We start from the raw sequence: 15,894 nt of genomic DNA, 5'->3' as shown, positions 1-15,894 counted from the left end.
CCCGACAACCTCAGGCGGCATCCCCCGTAGGCGCACCCTTCCGCAACCAGTAAATGGCGGAAAGCGGCAAAAGCACGGGGATGAACAGATACCCGATCCCGAAGTCCGACCACACGGTCGCGTCCGGAAACGCGGACGGCTCGACCAACGTCCAGGTGCCCACGGTCAGCACACCCAGCAGCTCCACGACACAGCACACCAGCGCCGCCTTACGGGCAGTCTCCCCGCCGCGCACCAGTGAATACGTGATGAACCCGTAGACGACACCCGCCACCGCGGACAGCGAATACGCCAGCGGCGCCCGGTCGAACTCGGTAGAGATCTGCACCGCGGACCGCGACACCGCCCCGACCACCATCACGCCGTACAGCCACACGAGCAGCGTCCCCGGCCCGCTGGTCAGCCGTCGCCGACGCACGTCAGCCTCCCCAGATGTCATAGAGCCGCACCTCCAGAACGGCCAGCACCACACCGCCGGCGGCGACCGTCACCGATCCCCACCGCGTCCGCTCCGTGAGCGACATGAACCCCGCCGCCGGCACACACGCGAATGCCCCCAGCAGATAGGCGACGAAGATCGTCGTCCCCTGCTCCGGCTTCTCGCCCCGCGCGAGCTGCACGATCCCGATCACCAGCTGGACCAGCGCCAGCACCGACACCACGGCCATCCCGATGAAGTGCCAGTCCTTGGTCGGCTGATCACGGTACGCGGCCCAGCCGCACCAAGCGGCCAGCAGCAGCGCGGCGACGCCGGTCACCAGCGTCAGGGCATCAAACATGCGGCGAGCCTATTACGGTCCAAAAGGCCTGATGCGGCCGCCCCCGCACGGCACCGTAGGGTCGACGGCATGAAGATCCCTGCCGAAGCCCTCCTGTTCGACAACGACGGAACCCTCGTCTCCTCGCTCGAATCGGTCCACCGCTGCTGGACGCGCTGGGCCGAGGAGTTCGGCATCACCGCCGAGGAGTTCGCCCGGGTCGAACTGCATGGGCGACCGGCCGTCGAGATAGCCGCCGACCTGCTCCCCGCCGACGTCGTACCGCAGGCCCTCGCGCGGATCGAACAGCTGGAGGTGGAGGACGTACCCAACGGCGGTGTCCATCTGCTCCCCGGCACCAGGGCCTTCCTCGACGCCCTGCCCGCCGACCGCTGGGCCGTCGTCACCTCCGCCACCCGCCGGCTCGCCGAGGCCCGGCTCGAAGCGGTCGGCATCCTCCCCAAGACGCTGGTCGCCGCCGACGACGTCACCCGCGGCAAGCCGGACCCCGAGCCCTATCTGCTCGCCGCTCGCGAACTCGGCGTCGACCCCGCCCGCTGTGTCGTTTTCGAGGACGCCCCCGCGGGACTGCGCGCCGGCCGGGCCGCCGGAATGACCACCGTGGCCTTGACCACAACCCATCGGGCCCACGAGCTCGACGCCGACTTGGTGGTCGAGGATCTGTCGGCCTTGTCGGCCCTGGTCACCGACGGGAACGTGGAGATCTCCGTCCGGACCTGAAACGTGTCCACCGGTGTCCGTCATGCGGACAACGGGTTCTTGGCCGCTCCCATACGTCTGCTTTACTGATCGCATGACCACGACGAGCTGCCGCACCCTTGCGACCGAGGCGACCCTGACGCCCGGTGCTCGTTGTATGTGTCGAATGTGCGCCTGTTAGAGGGCCCCCGCACCACCTTCTGAGCTCGCGCCCCGAAGCGAGCCGCCCCGGCACGTCCGTACGCCGTGAACGCCGTACGTGACCCATGTGCCCGCGCACGACTTCGACTTCTCCCGTACCGGGGCACACCCACGCCCGCGTACTCGACAGTGACGGAAACCCCAGTGATCACGACAACAGGCCTCACGAAGGTCTACCGCTCACGCGGGCGAGAGATCACCGCCCTCGACGGCGTCGATCTCCACGTCCGCGAAGGCGAGGTGTACGGCGTCATCGGCCAGTCCGGCGCCGGCAAGTCCTCGCTCATCCGCTGCGTCAACCTACTCGAGCGCCCCACCGCCGGCACGGTGACCGTCGCCGGACAGGACCTCACCGCCCTCGCGGGCCGCGGACCCCGCGCCGGCAGGGAGCTGCGGCAGGCGCGCAGCCGGATCGGCATGGTCTTCCAGCACTTCAACCTGCTGTCCACCCGGACGGTCCAGGACAACGTCGAGCTGCCGCTCGAAATCCTCGGCAAGTCCGGCAAGGAGCGCTCCCGCAAGGCACTTGAGCTGCTTGACCTCGTCGGACTCGCCGACCGGGCGGGCGCCTACCCGGCCCAGCTCTCCGGCGGCCAGAAGCAGCGCGTCGGGATCGCGCGTGCCCTGGCCGGCGACCCCAAGGTGCTCCTGTCCGACGAGGCCACCAGCGCCCTCGACCCGGAGACCACCCGCTCGATCCTCCAGCTGCTGCGCGACCTGAACCGGCAGCTGGGCCTCACCGTCCTGCTCATCACCCACGAGATGGACGTCGTGAAGTCGGTCTGCGACTCGGCCGCCCTGATGGAGAACGGCCGCATCGTCGAGTCCGGCACGGTCGGCGAACTGCTCGCGACCCCCGGCTCCGAGCTGGCCTCCGCGCTCTTCCCCGTCGGCGGCGAGGCCACCGGCGAGGACCGGACCGTCATCGACGTCACCTTCCAGGGCGAGGCCGCCACCCAGCCGGTCATCTCCCAGCTCTCGCGCACCTACAACATCGACATATCGATCCTCGGCGCCGCCATCGACACCGTCGGCGGCCTCCAGGTCGGCCGGATGCGGATCGAACTGCCCGGCCGCTACGAGGACAACGTCGTGCCGGTCGGGTTCCTGCGCGAACAGGGCCTTCAGATCGATGTCGTCGGCGAGCCCCAGCCGGTGAAGGAAGGTGCCAAGTGACCTGGTCCGAGATGCGGCCGCTGCTGGAGCAGGCGTGTTGGGACACCCTCTACATGGTCGGCTGGTCCACGCTCATCGCCGTCGTGGGCGGCCTTCCGCTCGGTGTCCTGCTCGTCCTCACCGACCGCGGCGGGCTCCTGCAGAACGTCGTCGCGAACAAGGTCATCGGGCAGGTCGTGAACGTCGCCCGCTCGATGCCGTTCATCATCCTGATGGTCGCGCTGATGGGCTTCACCCGCTCGATCACCGGGACGACCATCGGCCGCGAGGCCGCCATCGTGCCGCTCGCCATCGGCGCCATCCCGTTCTTCGCGCGCCTCGTCGAGACGGCTGTCCGCGAAGTGGACGGCGGGCTCGTGGAGGCCGTGCAGTCGATGGGCGGGAACACCTGGACGATCGTCCGCAAGGTCCTCGTACCGGAGGCGCTGCCCTCGCTCATCGCCAGCACCACGACCACGATCGTCGCCCTCATCGGCTACTCCGCGATGGCCGGCACGGTCGGCGCCGGCGGTCTCGGCGACATCGCCATCCGCTACGGCTACCAGCGCTTCGAGACCCAGCTGATGTGGATCACCGTCGCGATCCTCGCCGTCGTGATCTCGCTCATCCAGTTCGCCGGCGACTACGCGGCCCGCTCCCTGCACAGCCGCGGCGGACGCTCCGGCCCGGCACCGAAACTGCGGCTGCTGAAGGCCTCCACGGCGGACACCAAGACCGTCTGAGACACCTCCGATTTCCCCGTGCACCCGTACGCGGGGTTCGCTGCACCCAAAAGGAAAGGCACTTTTCGTGCGTAACACCGCAAAGCTCACCACCGCCGTCCTCGCCGCCGGAGCCCTCACCCTCGGGCTCGGCGCCTGCGGTTCGTCCGGCTCGGACTCCGCCTCCGACACCAGCGGACCGCTGGTCGTCGCCGCGAGCCCCACCCCGCACGCCGAGATCCTGAACTACGTCAAGGAGAACCTGGCGAAGAAGGCGGGCCTCGACCTGGAGGTCAAGGAGTTCACCGACTACGTGACCCCGAACACGGCGACGGAGGACGGCTCCGTCGGCGCCAACTACTTCCAGAACCAGCCGTACCTCGACGACTTCAACAAGAAGCGCGGCACCCACATCGTGCCCGTCGTCACGGTCCACCTGGAGCCGCTCGGCCTCTACTCCCACAAGGTCAAGAGCGCCGACGCCCTCAAGAGCGGTGCGACGATCGCCGTCCCCAACGACAGCGTGAACGAGGCCCGTGCCCTCAAGCTGCTCGACGCCAACGGGATCATCACGCTCAAGGACGGCGTCGGCAACGAGGCGACCCCCTCCGACATCGCGAAGAACCCGAAGAACCTCACGTTCAAGGAGCTGGAGGCGGCCCAGACCCCGCGCTCCCTGGACGACGTCGACGCGGCCGTCGTCAACGGCAACTACGCCATCGAGGCCGACCTCAAGCCCGCCACCGACGCCCTCGTGCTGGAGTCCGCCAAGAACAACCCCTACGGCAACTTCCTCGCGGTCAAGGACGGCAACCAGGACGACCCGCGCGTGAAGAAGCTCGCCAAGCTGCTCACCTCCGCCGAGGTCAAGAAGTTCATCGAGGACAAGTACGCCGGTTCCGTCCTCGCCTCCTTCTGATCACCGGCGCGTATACGACGTATCGCCACGCACGGGGTCCACTCCGTCACCAGGTGTGGGCCCCGTGATGCGGTTCGGTGCTTTCATGCTGCATGCTGGGCAGTTCACCAGGCCCTGCAGGTTTTCCGACGGTTACGGAGTGGCGCATGACTGGCACCTTCCCCAACATCTCCATCAGCACGGAGCGGTTGGTGCTGCGCCCTCTCGACGAGGACGACGTGCCCGCGCTGGCCGAGATGATGAACGACGAGCAGGTCGGGGCCTGGACCGACGTCCCCCAGCCCTACAGCGAGGAACAGGCGCGCGGCTGGATCACGCGGTACGCGCCGACCGAGCGGGAGGCCGGCCGCGGACTCGACTTCGCCGTCACCGAGTTCCTCACCCAGCGTCTGGTCGGCATCGTCCAGCTCGCCAGGACCGACTGGCACGTGCGCTCCACGGAGTTGTCGTACATCATCGCTCCCTGGGCCCGCGGCGAGGGCTATGCCTCCGAGGCCGCGCTCGCCACCGCCCAGTGGCTGTTCACCGACCAGAAGATCGAGCGGATCGAGCTGCGCACGGCGGCCGGCAACACCGCCTCCCAGCAGGTCGCCCAGAAGCTCGGCTGTATCAGCGAGGGTGTCCTGAGAAACGCCTGCATAGCGCGCGTCCGCGCCGAGGACGGCACCTGGAGCGACGTCCGCACCGACTTCATCGTGTGGAGCCTGCTGCCCGAGGACCTCGACGGAGCGGGCGATCAGCTGGCCGACTCGGACGGCTTCACGACGTACTCCGACTGGAACTGACCGATTCGAACTCAGGCCGGCGAAAGCGCTTCCGAGGCGCAGCGGGTACCCTCACGGAGCCGCCCGCGGGCTGCCCACCGACGACGGCCTGCGCACACCCCCCTGGAGACTGAGAGACGATGGCCGACCGGGTCACGGTGATCGGCTGGGACGGCTCGCCGCTGACCGCCGCGGCACGCTCCGCCCTCGGCGCCGCCACGCTGGTCGCGGGCGCCGCCCACCATCTGGCACTCCCCGAGGTACCGCCCGCCGCCGAACGCATCCGCCTCGGCAGCGTCGCCCTCGCCGCCCGCCGCATCACCGGCCACCGCGGCACCGCGGTCGTGCTCGCCGACGGCGATCCCGGGTTCTTCGGAGTCGTACGGACCCTGCGCGCACCCGAGTTCGGCCTGGAGGTCGAGGTCGTCCCCGGCGTCTCCTCGGTCGCCGCCGCCTTCGCGCGGGCCGGCATGCCCTGGGACGACGCCCAGGTGGTCGTCGCCCACCGGCGCACCCTGCGACGCGCGGTGAATGTGTGCCGAGCCCACACGAAGGTCGCCGTCCTCACCTCGCCCGGCGCCGGACCCGCCGAACTCGGCCTGCTGATGGAGGGCGTCCACCGCACCTTCGTCATCTGCGAGGAACTCGGCACCGACCGCGAACAGGTCACCGTCGTCACCTCCGACAAGGCCGCCGACCACACCTGGCGCGACCCGAACCTCGTCATCGTCATCGGCGGCACGGCCGCCGTGACGGAAGGCGGCGGATGGATCGCCGGGCGCGACCCGTCCGCCGGGCCGCGCGGCTGGACCCTGCCCGCCGAGTCCTACGGCGGCCTCATGGGCGAAGGCGAACTGGAACCGCTGCGCGCGGCCCAACTCGCCCGGCTGGGACCGCGCGTCGGGGACCTGGTGTGGGACATCGGCTGCGGCAGCGGCGCCTTCGCCGTCGAGGCGGCCCGGGCCGGAGCGGCCGTCATCGCCGTCGACCGCGACCTCAGGGCGTGCGAGCGCACCGAGGCCAACGCGCGCGCCTTCGGACTCCAGGTCCAGATCGTCCCCGGCACCGCCCCGCACGTCCTGGAGAACCTGCCCGAACCGGACGTCGTCCGCGTCGGCGGCGGGGGAGTGGCCGTGGTCTCCGCGGTCGCCGACCGGCGTCCGCAGCGCGTCGTCGCCCACGCGGCCACCCGCGACGAGGCCGAACTCGTCGGCCGGGACCTCACCGAACACGGCTACCGCGTCGAGTGCGCCCTCCTCCAGTCCGTCGAACTCGACACCCGGGCCTGGACGGAGACGGAACGGAGTGTCGCGTTCCTGCTCAGCGGGGTCCTCCCGGACCGTACGGCCTGACGCTGCCGGTCGTTGCTTCGCCGTCCCCGTGATCCTGTTGTCGTACTGCGCGCGGTAGGCTGGCCGACTGTTGTACCGCTTCTGGCTGACCGGCATTCGTTCGTCAATGTCCGGAAAGCGCGCCCGTTTTGGGGTGGGTGTGGTACGGCGGAACCGGAGGACGCGCAACGTGGCGCAGTCCACAGCGGGCTGTCGCGGATCAACCTGTCGCGACGGAGCAACGGCCGGGACAATGCCAGTTAATGGCTTTGTCGTCTTTCTCGGCGGGCCGTTCGTGCCGCTGGGCACGCACGCTCGTTCTTCACTGCGGGGCGGTCGGTGCGCCGTCCCCGGCGAGCTGGTCGTAGAAGCACTAACCGATGGGCGAGGGGTACGCATGACCGACACCGGCCAGGTCCCGGGCGAGGGGCTGCCGGAGAACGCAGGCATGGTGGAACAGCCGGGCGTCCCTGGTGCGTACACCTACCTCTCCGAGACCACCGCCGAGGACGAAGACCTGTTGCTGCTGCCGGGCGCCCAGAGCCCGTGGGGCAACGAGGTCGCCCCGCCCACCCCGGAGCCCGTCGTCGAGACCGTCCACGAGCCGGGCCCGCACGAGATGTCCGGCCGTGACAGCGGCGTGCATGATCTCAGCGCCGTCCGCACGCCCCAGCCGCAGGCCCCCTCGATGCCGATCCCGCCCATCACGCCCCGCCGGCCGCTGCACCTCGGTCCGCCGATCCCCGACGCCTCCGCGAGCCCGGTCCGCTCCCTCGCCGACCGCGGCCCCGCGGGCGCACCGGTACGGCAGCCGGCCGCGGCCGTGCCCGGCGCCGACTACTTCGACGCGCCGCAGCCACAGGGCGCGGTCCCGTGGGGTGCCCCGGCCCAGGCCGCAGTCCAGACGCCGGTGAGCACGGTGGCCCCGGCTGCCGAAACGGTTGTTCCGGCCCAGGAGCCGGTGCGCGCCGCCGAGGCCCCGGTGCCCCCCCTCGCCTCCGAGGCGGAGGCCGCGGGGTACGAGGCTCCCGAGGCCCCGGTGCCGGATGCCGTACCGGGCCCGGAGGCCATGTACGCGCCGGAGCCGGTGCAGACTCCGGTCGCCGAGGCGGGGCAGGTCCTGTCCGACGGTTCCGGGGCTGACGGAGTTCAGCCCGGGGAAGCCGAGCCCGCATCCGTCGTCGGCGCCGACCTGGGCGGGGGACAGCTGCCCGGTGGCTCGCTGCCCGACGGTGTTCAGCTCGCTCCGGCTGCCGGTGCGGAGGCGCCCGCGGACCAGGTCCCGGCCGACGGGTCGGTGGCCGAGGTGGTCCCGGGTTCCGGTGCCGACACCGCGCCGGCGCCGGCGCCGGGCAGCGGACCGGTTGTCGGTGCCACTGAGGACGCGGTCGCCGTGCCGGACCCGGTCGACGCCGCTGAGGCCGAGCCGATGCCCGCGCCCGAGGCCGTGCCTGTCCTGGAGACGTCCGCTGCCGCAGTGGACGCCGAGGCCGGCACGCCGGTCGCCGAGGACGTAGTGGCCGAGGACGTAGTGGCCGAGCCGCAGGCCGTCGCTGTCCAGGAAGCGGTCGCTTCGGAAGCGGTGATCGCGGAGGATGCCGAAACCGGCACGGCTCAGGAAGCGGACGCGGCTCACGAACCGGACGCCGCCCACGAAGCTGCCGTAGCTCCGGAAGCCGAAGCCGCCCCGGAGGAAGCCGCACCCCTCGTCGATGAAGCCGCCGCCGTGGCAACCCCGGAGGCCGCCGAAGCCGTAACGCTCCAGGAACCCGTGGAGACCGAGCAGGCCCCGCAGCCGGCGGAAGCCGTCACCGCACCCGACGAAGTCCCCTCCGCCCCCGCGGAGGACGACCTCGCGGCGGAGGCTTCCGAGCCACTCGCCGTCGAGGAGGCAGTACCGGCGCCGGAGCGGATCCAGGAGCCGGCCGCCGCCGCTCTGCCCGCCGAGGTCCCGCAGGCTCCCCACCTCGTCCCGGCCCCGGACCTCGCCCAGCCCGCACCGCAGGGCCCCGTCGCAGGGCCGGCCGACGCCTTGGCCCAGGAAGCGCCGGAGCCCCTCGCGGCGGACGTGGCCGACACCGACGTACCGGCGATGGACCCGGCGGTTCCGGCAGACGAGGTCCAGCCGTCGGACCCGGTCGCGCAGGAGGAGTTCCTGTCCGCCCCGGACCAGGCGCCGCAGGGCCCGCAGACGCCGGCGGCCCAGCCGCTCGCGGTGGAACTCGGCGATGCGCAGACCCCGTTCGCGTACCCCGCGCCCGCCGAGGCCCCCGCCGTGCTGCCCGCCGGAGTCCCCTTGGAGCCCCGACCGGGTGAGCCCTTGGGCGAGTTCGTGCCCGTGGACGGCTCGGTGCCGACCACCCCGCACCTCGCGCCGACTCCGCCGCACCCCCTGTCGCTCCCCACGGACGACGCACAGCAACCCGTGGTCCCGGCCCCGCGTGAGGCGGGCGGCGACCCCGAACTCGCCCAGCAGGCGGACGATCTGGACACCCGGGCGGCCGATCAGGAAGACCGGGAATTCCCGGAAGTCCAGGAAGTTCAGGAAGAAGTGAGCACGGCCGCCGTGGACGAAGTACGACAGTCCACGGGTCCCGCCGCCCCCGCCTACGACGACGCCGAGCGCGAGGCCGTCCTCAAGGTCATGCGGGAGCGCCGCGACATCCGCAACGGCTTCCGCAGCGACCCGATCCCGCACGAGGTGCTGCTCCGTGTCCTGGAGGCCGCCCACACCGCGCCCTCCGTCGGTCACTCGCAGCCCTGGGACTTCGTCGTCATCCGCTCCGCGGAGACGCGCGCCGCGATGCAGGACCTGGCCCAGCGCCAGCGCGAGGCGTACGCCAAGTCGCTGCCCAAGGGCCGGGCCAAGCAGTTCAAGGAACTGAAGATCGAGGCCATCCTCGAGACCCCGGTGAACATCGTCGTCACCGCCGACCCCACCCGCGGCGGCCGCCACACCCTCGGCCGGCACACCCAGCCGCAGATGGCCCCGTACTCCGCCGCGCTCGCCGTGGAGAACCTCTGGCTCGCGGCCCGCGCCGAGGGCCTCGGCGTCGGCTGGGTCAGCTTCTTCGACGAGCGCGAGATGGTCCGCGCGCTGGGGCTCCCCGAGCACCTGGAGGTCATCGCCTACCTGTGCGTCGGGTACGTCGACGAGTTCCCGGACGAGCCCGAGCTGATGCAGGCCGGCTGGTCCAAGCGCCGCCCGCTGTCGTGGGTCGTGCACGAGGAGACGTACGGCCGCCGCGCCCTGCCCGGCGAGGAGCCGCACGACCTGCTCGGCGAGACCGTCGCCCAGATCCGCCCGCTGGACGCCAAGGCGCTCGGCGAGGCCTGGGAGCGGCAGAAGCGGATGACCAAGCCGGCTGGCGCGCTCGGCATGCTGGAGATCATCTCCGCCCAGCTGTCCGGGCTCTCGCGGCAGTGCCCGCCGCCCATTCCGGAGCCCGCGGCGGTCGCGATCTTCGCCGGTGACCACGGCGTGCACGCCCAGGGCGTCACCCCCTGGCCGCAGGAGGTGACGGCCCAGATGGTCGCCAACTTCCTCGGCGGCGGGGCCGTCTGCAACGCCTTCGCCGCTCAGGTGGGCGCCGAGGTGTGTGTGGTGGACGTCGGCGTGGCATCCGAACTCCCGGCCACGCCCGGCCTGTTGCCCCGCAAGGTCCGTGCCGGTACGTCCGACATGACCACCGGCCCCGCGATGACCCGCGAGGAGGCCAAGCAGGCCATCGAGGTCGGCATCGAGACCGCGCGTGACCTGGTGGCCGCCGGCAACAAGGCCCTCCTCACAGGCGAGATGGGCATCGCGAACACCACCGCGTCCGCCGCCCTGATCTCCGTCTTCACGGGTGTTGACGCCGCCGAGGTCACCGGCCGCGGCACCGGCATCAACGACGAGACCCTGGCCCGCAAGACCGAGGTCGTGCGCCGCGCGATCGACCTCCACCAGCCGGACCCCGCGGACCCGATCGGCGTCCTGGCGGCGATCGGCGGCTTCGAACACGCCGCGATGGTGGGCCTGCTGCTGGGCGGCGCCTCCCTCCGCACACCGGTCATCCTGGACGGCGTCAGTGCGGGCGCCGCCGCCCTGGTGGCCCGCGCGATCGCCCCGGAGGTCCTCGCGGCCTGCATCGCGGGCCATCGCAGCGCGGAACCCGGCCACGTGGCCGCACTGAACAAGCTCGGCCTGCGCCCCCTGGTCGACCTCGACCTCCGCCTCGGCGAGGGCACGGGCGCCCTGCTGGCCCTCCCCCTGGTCCAGAGCACGGCGCGGGCCATGCATGAGGTGGCGACCTTCGATTCCGCAGGCGTGACCGAGAAGTAGTCGCCGCGAGGGGGCCCGGGGACGCGCTCCCCGGGCCCCCTCGCACGTGGGTCCGTGCCCGGCAACGACGCCCGGCCGACGGACACCTGAGCCGCCCTCCCTGTCCACCCCGTAAAATCCGCACGTCAGGGCCACCGCACCGCCGTAAAGAGGAGCCGCACCCTCATGGCCGAAAACCCCGCCTACCCCGTAGGCCTCCGCCTCACCGGCCGCAAGGTCGTCGTCCTCGGCGGCGGCCAGGTGGCCCAGCGCCGCCTCCCGGCGTTGATCGCAGCGGGCGCGGACATCGTCCTGGTGTCCCCCTCGGCGACCCCCTCCGTGGAGGCGATGGCGGACGCGGGCGAGATCACCTGGGCCCGGCGGCCTTACCAGGAAGGCGACCTGGCAGACGCCTGGTACGCCCTGATCGCCACCGGCGACACGGAGGCGAACACCCGTGCCTCGGCCGAAGCGGAGCGCCACCGCGTCTGGTGCGTCCGTTCCGACGACGCCGACGCCGCCACCGCCTGGACCCCGGCGACGGGCCACAGCGAGGGCGTCACGGTCGCCGTGCTCACGACGAACGCGAAGGGCCGGGACCCCCGCCACACGGCGGCCATCCGGGACGCGGTGGTCGAGGGCCTCCGCGACGGCACCCTCGTCGCCCCCCACCACCGCACCCGTACTCCCGGCGTCGCCCTCGTCGGCGGCGGTCCCGGCGACCCCGACCTGATCACGGTCCGCGGCCGCCGTCTCCTCGCCGAGGCCGACGTCGTCATCGCCGACCGCCTCGGCCCCCGCGACCTCCTCGCCGAGCTCCCGCCGCACGTCGAGGTCATCGACGCGGCGAAGATCCCCTACGGCCGTTTCATGGCCCAGGAGGCCATCAACAACGCCCTGATCGAGCACGCCAAGCAGGGCAGGTCGGTCGTACGGCTGAAGGGCGGGGACCCCTATGTCTTCGGCCGGGGCATGGAGGAGCTGCAGGCCCTCGCCGAGGCCGGCATCCCCTGCACCGTCGTCCCCGGCATCTCCAGCTCGATCTCGGTCCCGGGCGCGGCCGGCATCCCGGTCACCCACCGGGGCGTGGCTCACGAGTTCACGGTGGTCAGCGGCCATGTCGCCCCCGACGACGAGCGTTCCCTGGTCGACTGGCCCTCGCTCGCCAAGCTCACCGGCACCCTCGTGATCCTCATGGGCGTCGACAAGATCGGCCGGATCGCCGAGACCCTGGTGGCCCACGGCAAGTCGCCCGACACCCCGGTCGCCCTGGTCCAGGAGGGCACGACGGCTGCCCAGCGCCGGGTCGACGCCACCCTGGCGACCGTCGCCGACGTGGTCGTCGCCGAGGAAGTGAAGCCGCCGGCCGTCATCGTCGTCGGCGAGGTCGTCGCCGTGGGACCGCGGATGTCGGAGTCCTCGGAGTAACCCGGGGTAACACAACCTGTTCCCAGCCGTTGGCACCGCTCCCAGGACAAGGCAGTATCACCCTGTGGCCGATCTCATCACCGTCGAGGACCCCGACGACCCGCGCCTGCACGACTACACGGGCCTGACCGACGTCGAACTGCGTCGCAAACGCGAGCCGGCCGAGGGCCTGTTCATCGCCGAGGGCGAGAAGGTCATCCGCCGGGCGAAGGACACGGGCTACGAGATGCGCTCCATGCTGCTCTCCGCGAAGTGGGTCGATGTCATGCGTGACGTCATCGACGAACTCCCGGCCCCGGTCTACGCCGTCAGCCCGGAGCTCGCCGAACAGGTCACCGGCTACCACGTGCACCGCGGCGCGCTCGCCTCCATGCAGCGCAAACCCCTGCCCACGGCCGCCGAGTTGCTCCAGACCGCCCGCCGGGTGGTGGTCATGGAGTCGGTCAACGACCACACCAACATCGGCGCGATCTTCCGCTCGGCGGCGGCGCTCGGCATGGACGCGGTGCTGCTGTCGCCCGACTGCGCCGACCCCCTGTACCGCCGCAGCGTCAAGGTCTCGATGGGTGCGGTCTTCTCCGTCCCCTACGCCCGCCTCGACTCCTGGCCCAAGGGCCTGGAGTCGGTCCGCGAGGCCGGCTTCACCCTCCTCGCCCTCACTCCGGACGCCAAGGCGAAGACCCTCGACGAGGCCGCCCCGCACAGGATGGACCGGGTCGCGCTGATGCTCGGCGCCGAGGGCGACGGCCTGACCACCCAGGCCCTGGTCGCCGCCGACGAATGGGTCCGCATCCCGATGGCCCACGGCGTCGACTCCCTCAACGTGGGCGCGGCGGCCGCGGTCGCCTTCTACGCGGTGGCCACGGGGCGCCCGCAGGGCTGATCAGCGGTCGTCTCCTGCTCCGGCACATCGCCTACGGCGGTCCCGGCGGCGCCCTCAGTCCGTGCTGTCGCCGCCCGGCCGCGGCGGCTGTGCCTGGTCCGGGGACGCGTGCACCTGTCCCTGCCGCTGTTCCCGTACGACACCGCTGTCGCCGCCGAGTCCGCGCGGCGGCCCCTGGCAGCCCTGGGCCGCGGCGATGCCCAGGGCCACGAGCAGCGTCACCACGACGAACACGAACAGTCGCTGACGCAGAAGACGGGGGTTCGCGGGGCGCAGTCCGGTCTTGGTGTTTCTGGGGGAGGGCCGACCGGTACCGCTGCGCGGCGCGGGGCGGCCGCCGCTGCCGGACCGGGTCGTGTTCCGCGAGGAGGCCGGGGTGGACCGGGGGCCGGGGCGGGAGGGGGGCACGCCGTTGCCGCGCGGGGTGCCGCCGCCGCGTGACGGGGCCCCGCCGCGCGCGGGGGCCTGGCCCCGTACCTGCCCGGAACCGCGGGCGGGAGGGGTTCCCTGGGAGCCGGCCGTGCCCGGCTGACCCTGGGGGCGTCGTTGGACGGTCCGCTCCGGATAGGTCTCGGCGATGCGTCCGGTGGGCCGGTCCGCCTCGCCGGCGCGCGGGGCCGGCGGCCGCAGATCCGGCAGGTCCTGTGCCTCGCGGGCCGCGATCTCCTTGAGCCGCAGCGACAGTTGGAGGGTGCTCGGCCGCTCCTCGGGGTCCTTCGCCAGACAGGCGCGGATGAGGGGGGCCACCGCGTCGGGCACGCCGTGCAGCTGCGCCTCCTCGTGCACCACGCGGTACAGCATCACCTCGGAACTGCCGTGCCCGAAGGGCGAGTCGCCCATCGAGGCGTACGCCAGGGTCGCGCCCAGGGAGAACACGTCGGTGGCCGGCGTCACCGCGGCGCCGCGCACCTGCTCGGGCGCGAGGAAGCCCGGAGAGCCGACGGCGGTGCCGACATGGGTGAGGGTGGAGGCTCCGGTCGCCCAGGCGATACCGAAGTCGATGATCCGCGGGCCCTTGGGGGACAGGAGGATGTTCGACGGCTTGAGGTCGCGGTGCACCACCCCCGCCTCGTGCACGGCGACCAGCCCCTCCGAGAGGGCGGCCCCGATGGCGGCGACCTCGGCCGCGCCCAGGGAACCCTCGTCGGCGACCTTGTCGTGGAGGGAGGGGCCGGGGACGTACTGGGTGGCGAACCACGGACGGTCCGCATCCAGGTCCGCTGCCACGAGCCGGGCCGTGCAGCCGCCGCGGATCCGCCGCGCGGCGGAGACCTCGCGCGCGAAGCGCGACCGGAACTCCTGGTCCTCGGCGAGATCGGGGCGGATGACCTTCAGCGCGACCCGCTGCCCCTTGCGGTCGGAGCCCAGGTAGACGACGCCCATTCCGCCCGCGCCGAGCCGTCTGTGAAGCTTGAACGAGCCGACGACGCGCGGGTCCTCGCGCCTCAGGCGCATCATCGCCATGTTCATCCCCGCTGCCCGGTCCGTGTGACGAGCCACAGCTTACGTTTCCGCGGGCCGCCGCGCGCAGAGGCCGCGCCCTCTCGTCCCGATGGATTGTCAGTGCCGGGTGGGAGACTTGAGGGGTGGTCAGGGAGCTGGAGGACGGGCGGACTTCGGCGCGGATGTGATCCCAACCACCCGTCGCAGAAGGGGGATTGAACCCGTGAAGGGTGATCGCGTGGAGATAGTCGTGGACGCAGGGGACACGACTCGCACCTACGAGGTGGTGGCGAGCAGGGCGGGCCGCCGGGTGGAGACGGCGGTACGACGAGGTGTCGTGGAAGTGAGCGAAGTCACGCGGAACGGATCGGTGGTGCGGACGGCCCGGTTCATGGCGACCCGGGTGCTCGCTCTGGTGGAACAGCCGGTGCCGCGTGAGGACGGCTCGGAGAAAGCCGGGCAGACCGGACGACCCCTCCGGGAAGACCCGGAGACCTAGGTCCCCGTCTCCACCCACGGGAGTACTCCGCTCGTCACGGCTCATCCTCGGGGAGGCCCGGCAATCGGTACGAGGGCATGACGTGCGGAGAGCGCCTGACGCCTAGATTTGAGGTCAAGCGGCGGGTGCAGCACTCGTCCCCCGAGGTCAGACACCCGCCGCTGCCAACCACAACAGAACGGTCAGGAGAGGGACCATGGCTCTTACGGCACCGCGGACACTGTCCCGCACACGTCAGCCCCGCCGTACGGGCCGTCGACACCCGTTGGTGGCGACGCTGATGGCCCTTCCTCTGGCGGTCCTGCTCCTCGTCGTCTTCGACGGCTGGGAGACAGTGGCCACACAGGCGTCGTCCGTGGGAGTGATGCTGGGGCGCTGAGCGGCGACCCCAGGCCCGGAAGAGCGGTCCGGGCGGGGACATCAGCCCATGAAACCCCGTGGGGACGGGGGTGCGGCGGACGGCAAAATGCCGGCGCAGCTGGGGAGCTGCGCCGGCATTGCGTTTCCCTCCGGGCGTGGGGCGGATTCGGATTCGGGTGCGGGTTCGGTGGGGGCGGGCGTTTTTGCGCAGTTCCCCGCGCCCCTGGATGCCTGCGGCGGCCCGTTTCGGCTCCGGTGGGGGCTTGTGTAGCGCGTGCGGGTGTGTTGTGGGTCGGGGCCGGGGGGGGGGGGGGGGGGGGGGGGGGGGGGGGGGGGGGGGGGGGGGGGGGGGGGGGGGGGGGGGGGGCGGGGCGGGGGGGGGGGGCGGCCCCCCCCCCCCCCCGCGGC

At 72.1% G+C, this 15,894-nt stretch carries 14 protein-coding genes; 11 read left to right on the top strand and 3 right to left on the bottom strand.

The window, feature by feature from the left end:
* Positions 1-10: 10 nt before the first annotated feature.
* Together ACIBJB_RS21530 and ACIBJB_RS21525 are read right to left on the bottom strand one after the other, a co-directional pair.
* Positions 11-439, bottom strand: a complete 429-nt coding sequence (locus tag ACIBJB_RS21530) for a hypothetical protein (protein ID WP_398932710.1) — start codon at positions 437-439, stop codon at positions 11-13.
* The gene (locus ACIBJB_RS21525; RefSeq protein ID WP_359384205.1) at positions 420-779 is read right to left on the bottom strand and encodes a hypothetical protein; all 360 of its coding nucleotides are present in this window, start codon (positions 777-779) and stop codon (positions 420-422) included. Before ACIBJB_RS21525 ends, ACIBJB_RS21530 begins: the two co-directional genes overlap by 20 nt.
* Positions 780-848: 69 nt before the next feature.
* Between ACIBJB_RS21525 and ACIBJB_RS21520 the strand changes: the two genes are divergently transcribed.
* From ACIBJB_RS21520 to ACIBJB_RS21480, 9 genes are all read left to right on the top strand, one after another.
* Positions 849-1,499 carry an HAD family hydrolase gene (locus ACIBJB_RS21520; protein WP_398932709.1) on the top strand — a complete coding sequence of 217 codons (651 nt, stop codon included), beginning with the start codon at positions 849-851 and terminating at the stop codon, positions 1,497-1,499.
* 324 nt (positions 1,500-1,823) lie between these two features.
* Positions 1,824-2,855: a methionine ABC transporter ATP-binding protein gene (locus tag ACIBJB_RS21515; protein ID WP_398932708.1), complete on the top strand. Its 1,032-nt coding sequence runs from the start codon at positions 1,824-1,826 to the stop codon at positions 2,853-2,855.
* On the top strand, positions 2,852-3,577 hold the full coding sequence (locus tag ACIBJB_RS21510; protein WP_398932707.1) for a methionine ABC transporter permease: 726 nt from the start codon (positions 2,852-2,854) through the stop codon (positions 3,575-3,577). The genes ACIBJB_RS21515 and ACIBJB_RS21510 overlap by 4 nt, the downstream gene beginning before the upstream one ends.
* Positions 3,578-3,644: 67 nt before the next feature.
* Positions 3,645-4,475 carry a MetQ/NlpA family ABC transporter substrate-binding protein gene (locus ACIBJB_RS21505; RefSeq protein ID WP_398932706.1) on the top strand — a complete coding sequence of 277 codons (831 nt, stop codon included), beginning with the start codon at positions 3,645-3,647 and terminating at the stop codon, positions 4,473-4,475.
* A gap of 146 nt (positions 4,476-4,621) precedes the next feature.
* Positions 4,622-5,260: a GNAT family N-acetyltransferase gene (locus ACIBJB_RS21500; RefSeq protein ID WP_398932705.1), complete on the top strand. Its 639-nt coding sequence runs from the start codon at positions 4,622-4,624 to the stop codon at positions 5,258-5,260.
* 119 nt (positions 5,261-5,379) lie between these two features.
* Complete coding sequence (gene cbiE / locus ACIBJB_RS21495; protein WP_398932704.1) at positions 5,380-6,591, top strand: precorrin-6y C5,15-methyltransferase (decarboxylating) subunit CbiE; 1,212 nt, start codon at positions 5,380-5,382, stop codon at positions 6,589-6,591.
* A 376-nt stretch (positions 6,592-6,967) separates the two neighbouring features.
* A complete protein-coding gene (gene cobT / locus ACIBJB_RS21490; protein WP_398932703.1) occupies positions 6,968-10,894 on the top strand; it encodes a nicotinate-nucleotide--dimethylbenzimidazole phosphoribosyltransferase in 3,927 nt (1,308 codons plus the stop codon).
* A 165-nt stretch (positions 10,895-11,059) separates the two neighbouring features.
* Positions 11,060-12,301 (top strand): uroporphyrinogen-III C-methyltransferase, encoded by a 1,242-nt coding sequence (gene cobA / locus ACIBJB_RS21485; RefSeq protein WP_398932702.1) that lies wholly within the window; start codon positions 11,060-11,062, stop codon positions 12,299-12,301.
* 64 nt (positions 12,302-12,365) lie between these two features.
* A complete protein-coding gene (locus tag ACIBJB_RS21480) occupies positions 12,366-13,184 on the top strand; it encodes a TrmH family RNA methyltransferase (RefSeq protein WP_398932701.1) in 819 nt (272 codons plus the stop codon).
* 54 nt (positions 13,185-13,238) lie between these two features.
* Here the strand turns inward: ACIBJB_RS21480 and ACIBJB_RS21475 are convergent, their stop codons facing one another.
* Positions 13,239-14,654 carry a protein kinase gene (locus tag ACIBJB_RS21475; protein ID WP_398933038.1) on the bottom strand — a complete coding sequence of 472 codons (1,416 nt, stop codon included), beginning with the start codon at positions 14,652-14,654 and terminating at the stop codon, positions 13,239-13,241.
* 196 nt (positions 14,655-14,850) lie between these two features.
* On the opposite strand from ACIBJB_RS21475, the gene ACIBJB_RS21470 reads away from it, so the two are divergent.
* Positions 14,851-15,126 carry a hypothetical protein gene (locus ACIBJB_RS21470; RefSeq protein ID WP_057614212.1) on the top strand — a complete coding sequence of 92 codons (276 nt, stop codon included), beginning with the start codon at positions 14,851-14,853 and terminating at the stop codon, positions 15,124-15,126.
* Between the two features lie 196 nt (positions 15,127-15,322).
* Positions 15,323-15,505: a hypothetical protein gene (locus ACIBJB_RS21465; protein WP_028809711.1), complete on the top strand. Its 183-nt coding sequence runs from the start codon at positions 15,323-15,325 to the stop codon at positions 15,503-15,505.
* Positions 15,506-15,894 lie beyond the last annotated feature (389 nt).

Origin of the sequence: Streptomyces sp. NPDC050759, assembly GCF_044456945.1 — a bacterium.
Lineage (GTDB): Bacteria > Actinomycetota > Actinomycetes > Streptomycetales > Streptomycetaceae > Streptomyces.
The sequence above is the reverse complement of the archived record's forward strand: the minus strand, read 5'-3'. Positions and strand labels throughout refer to the sequence as shown.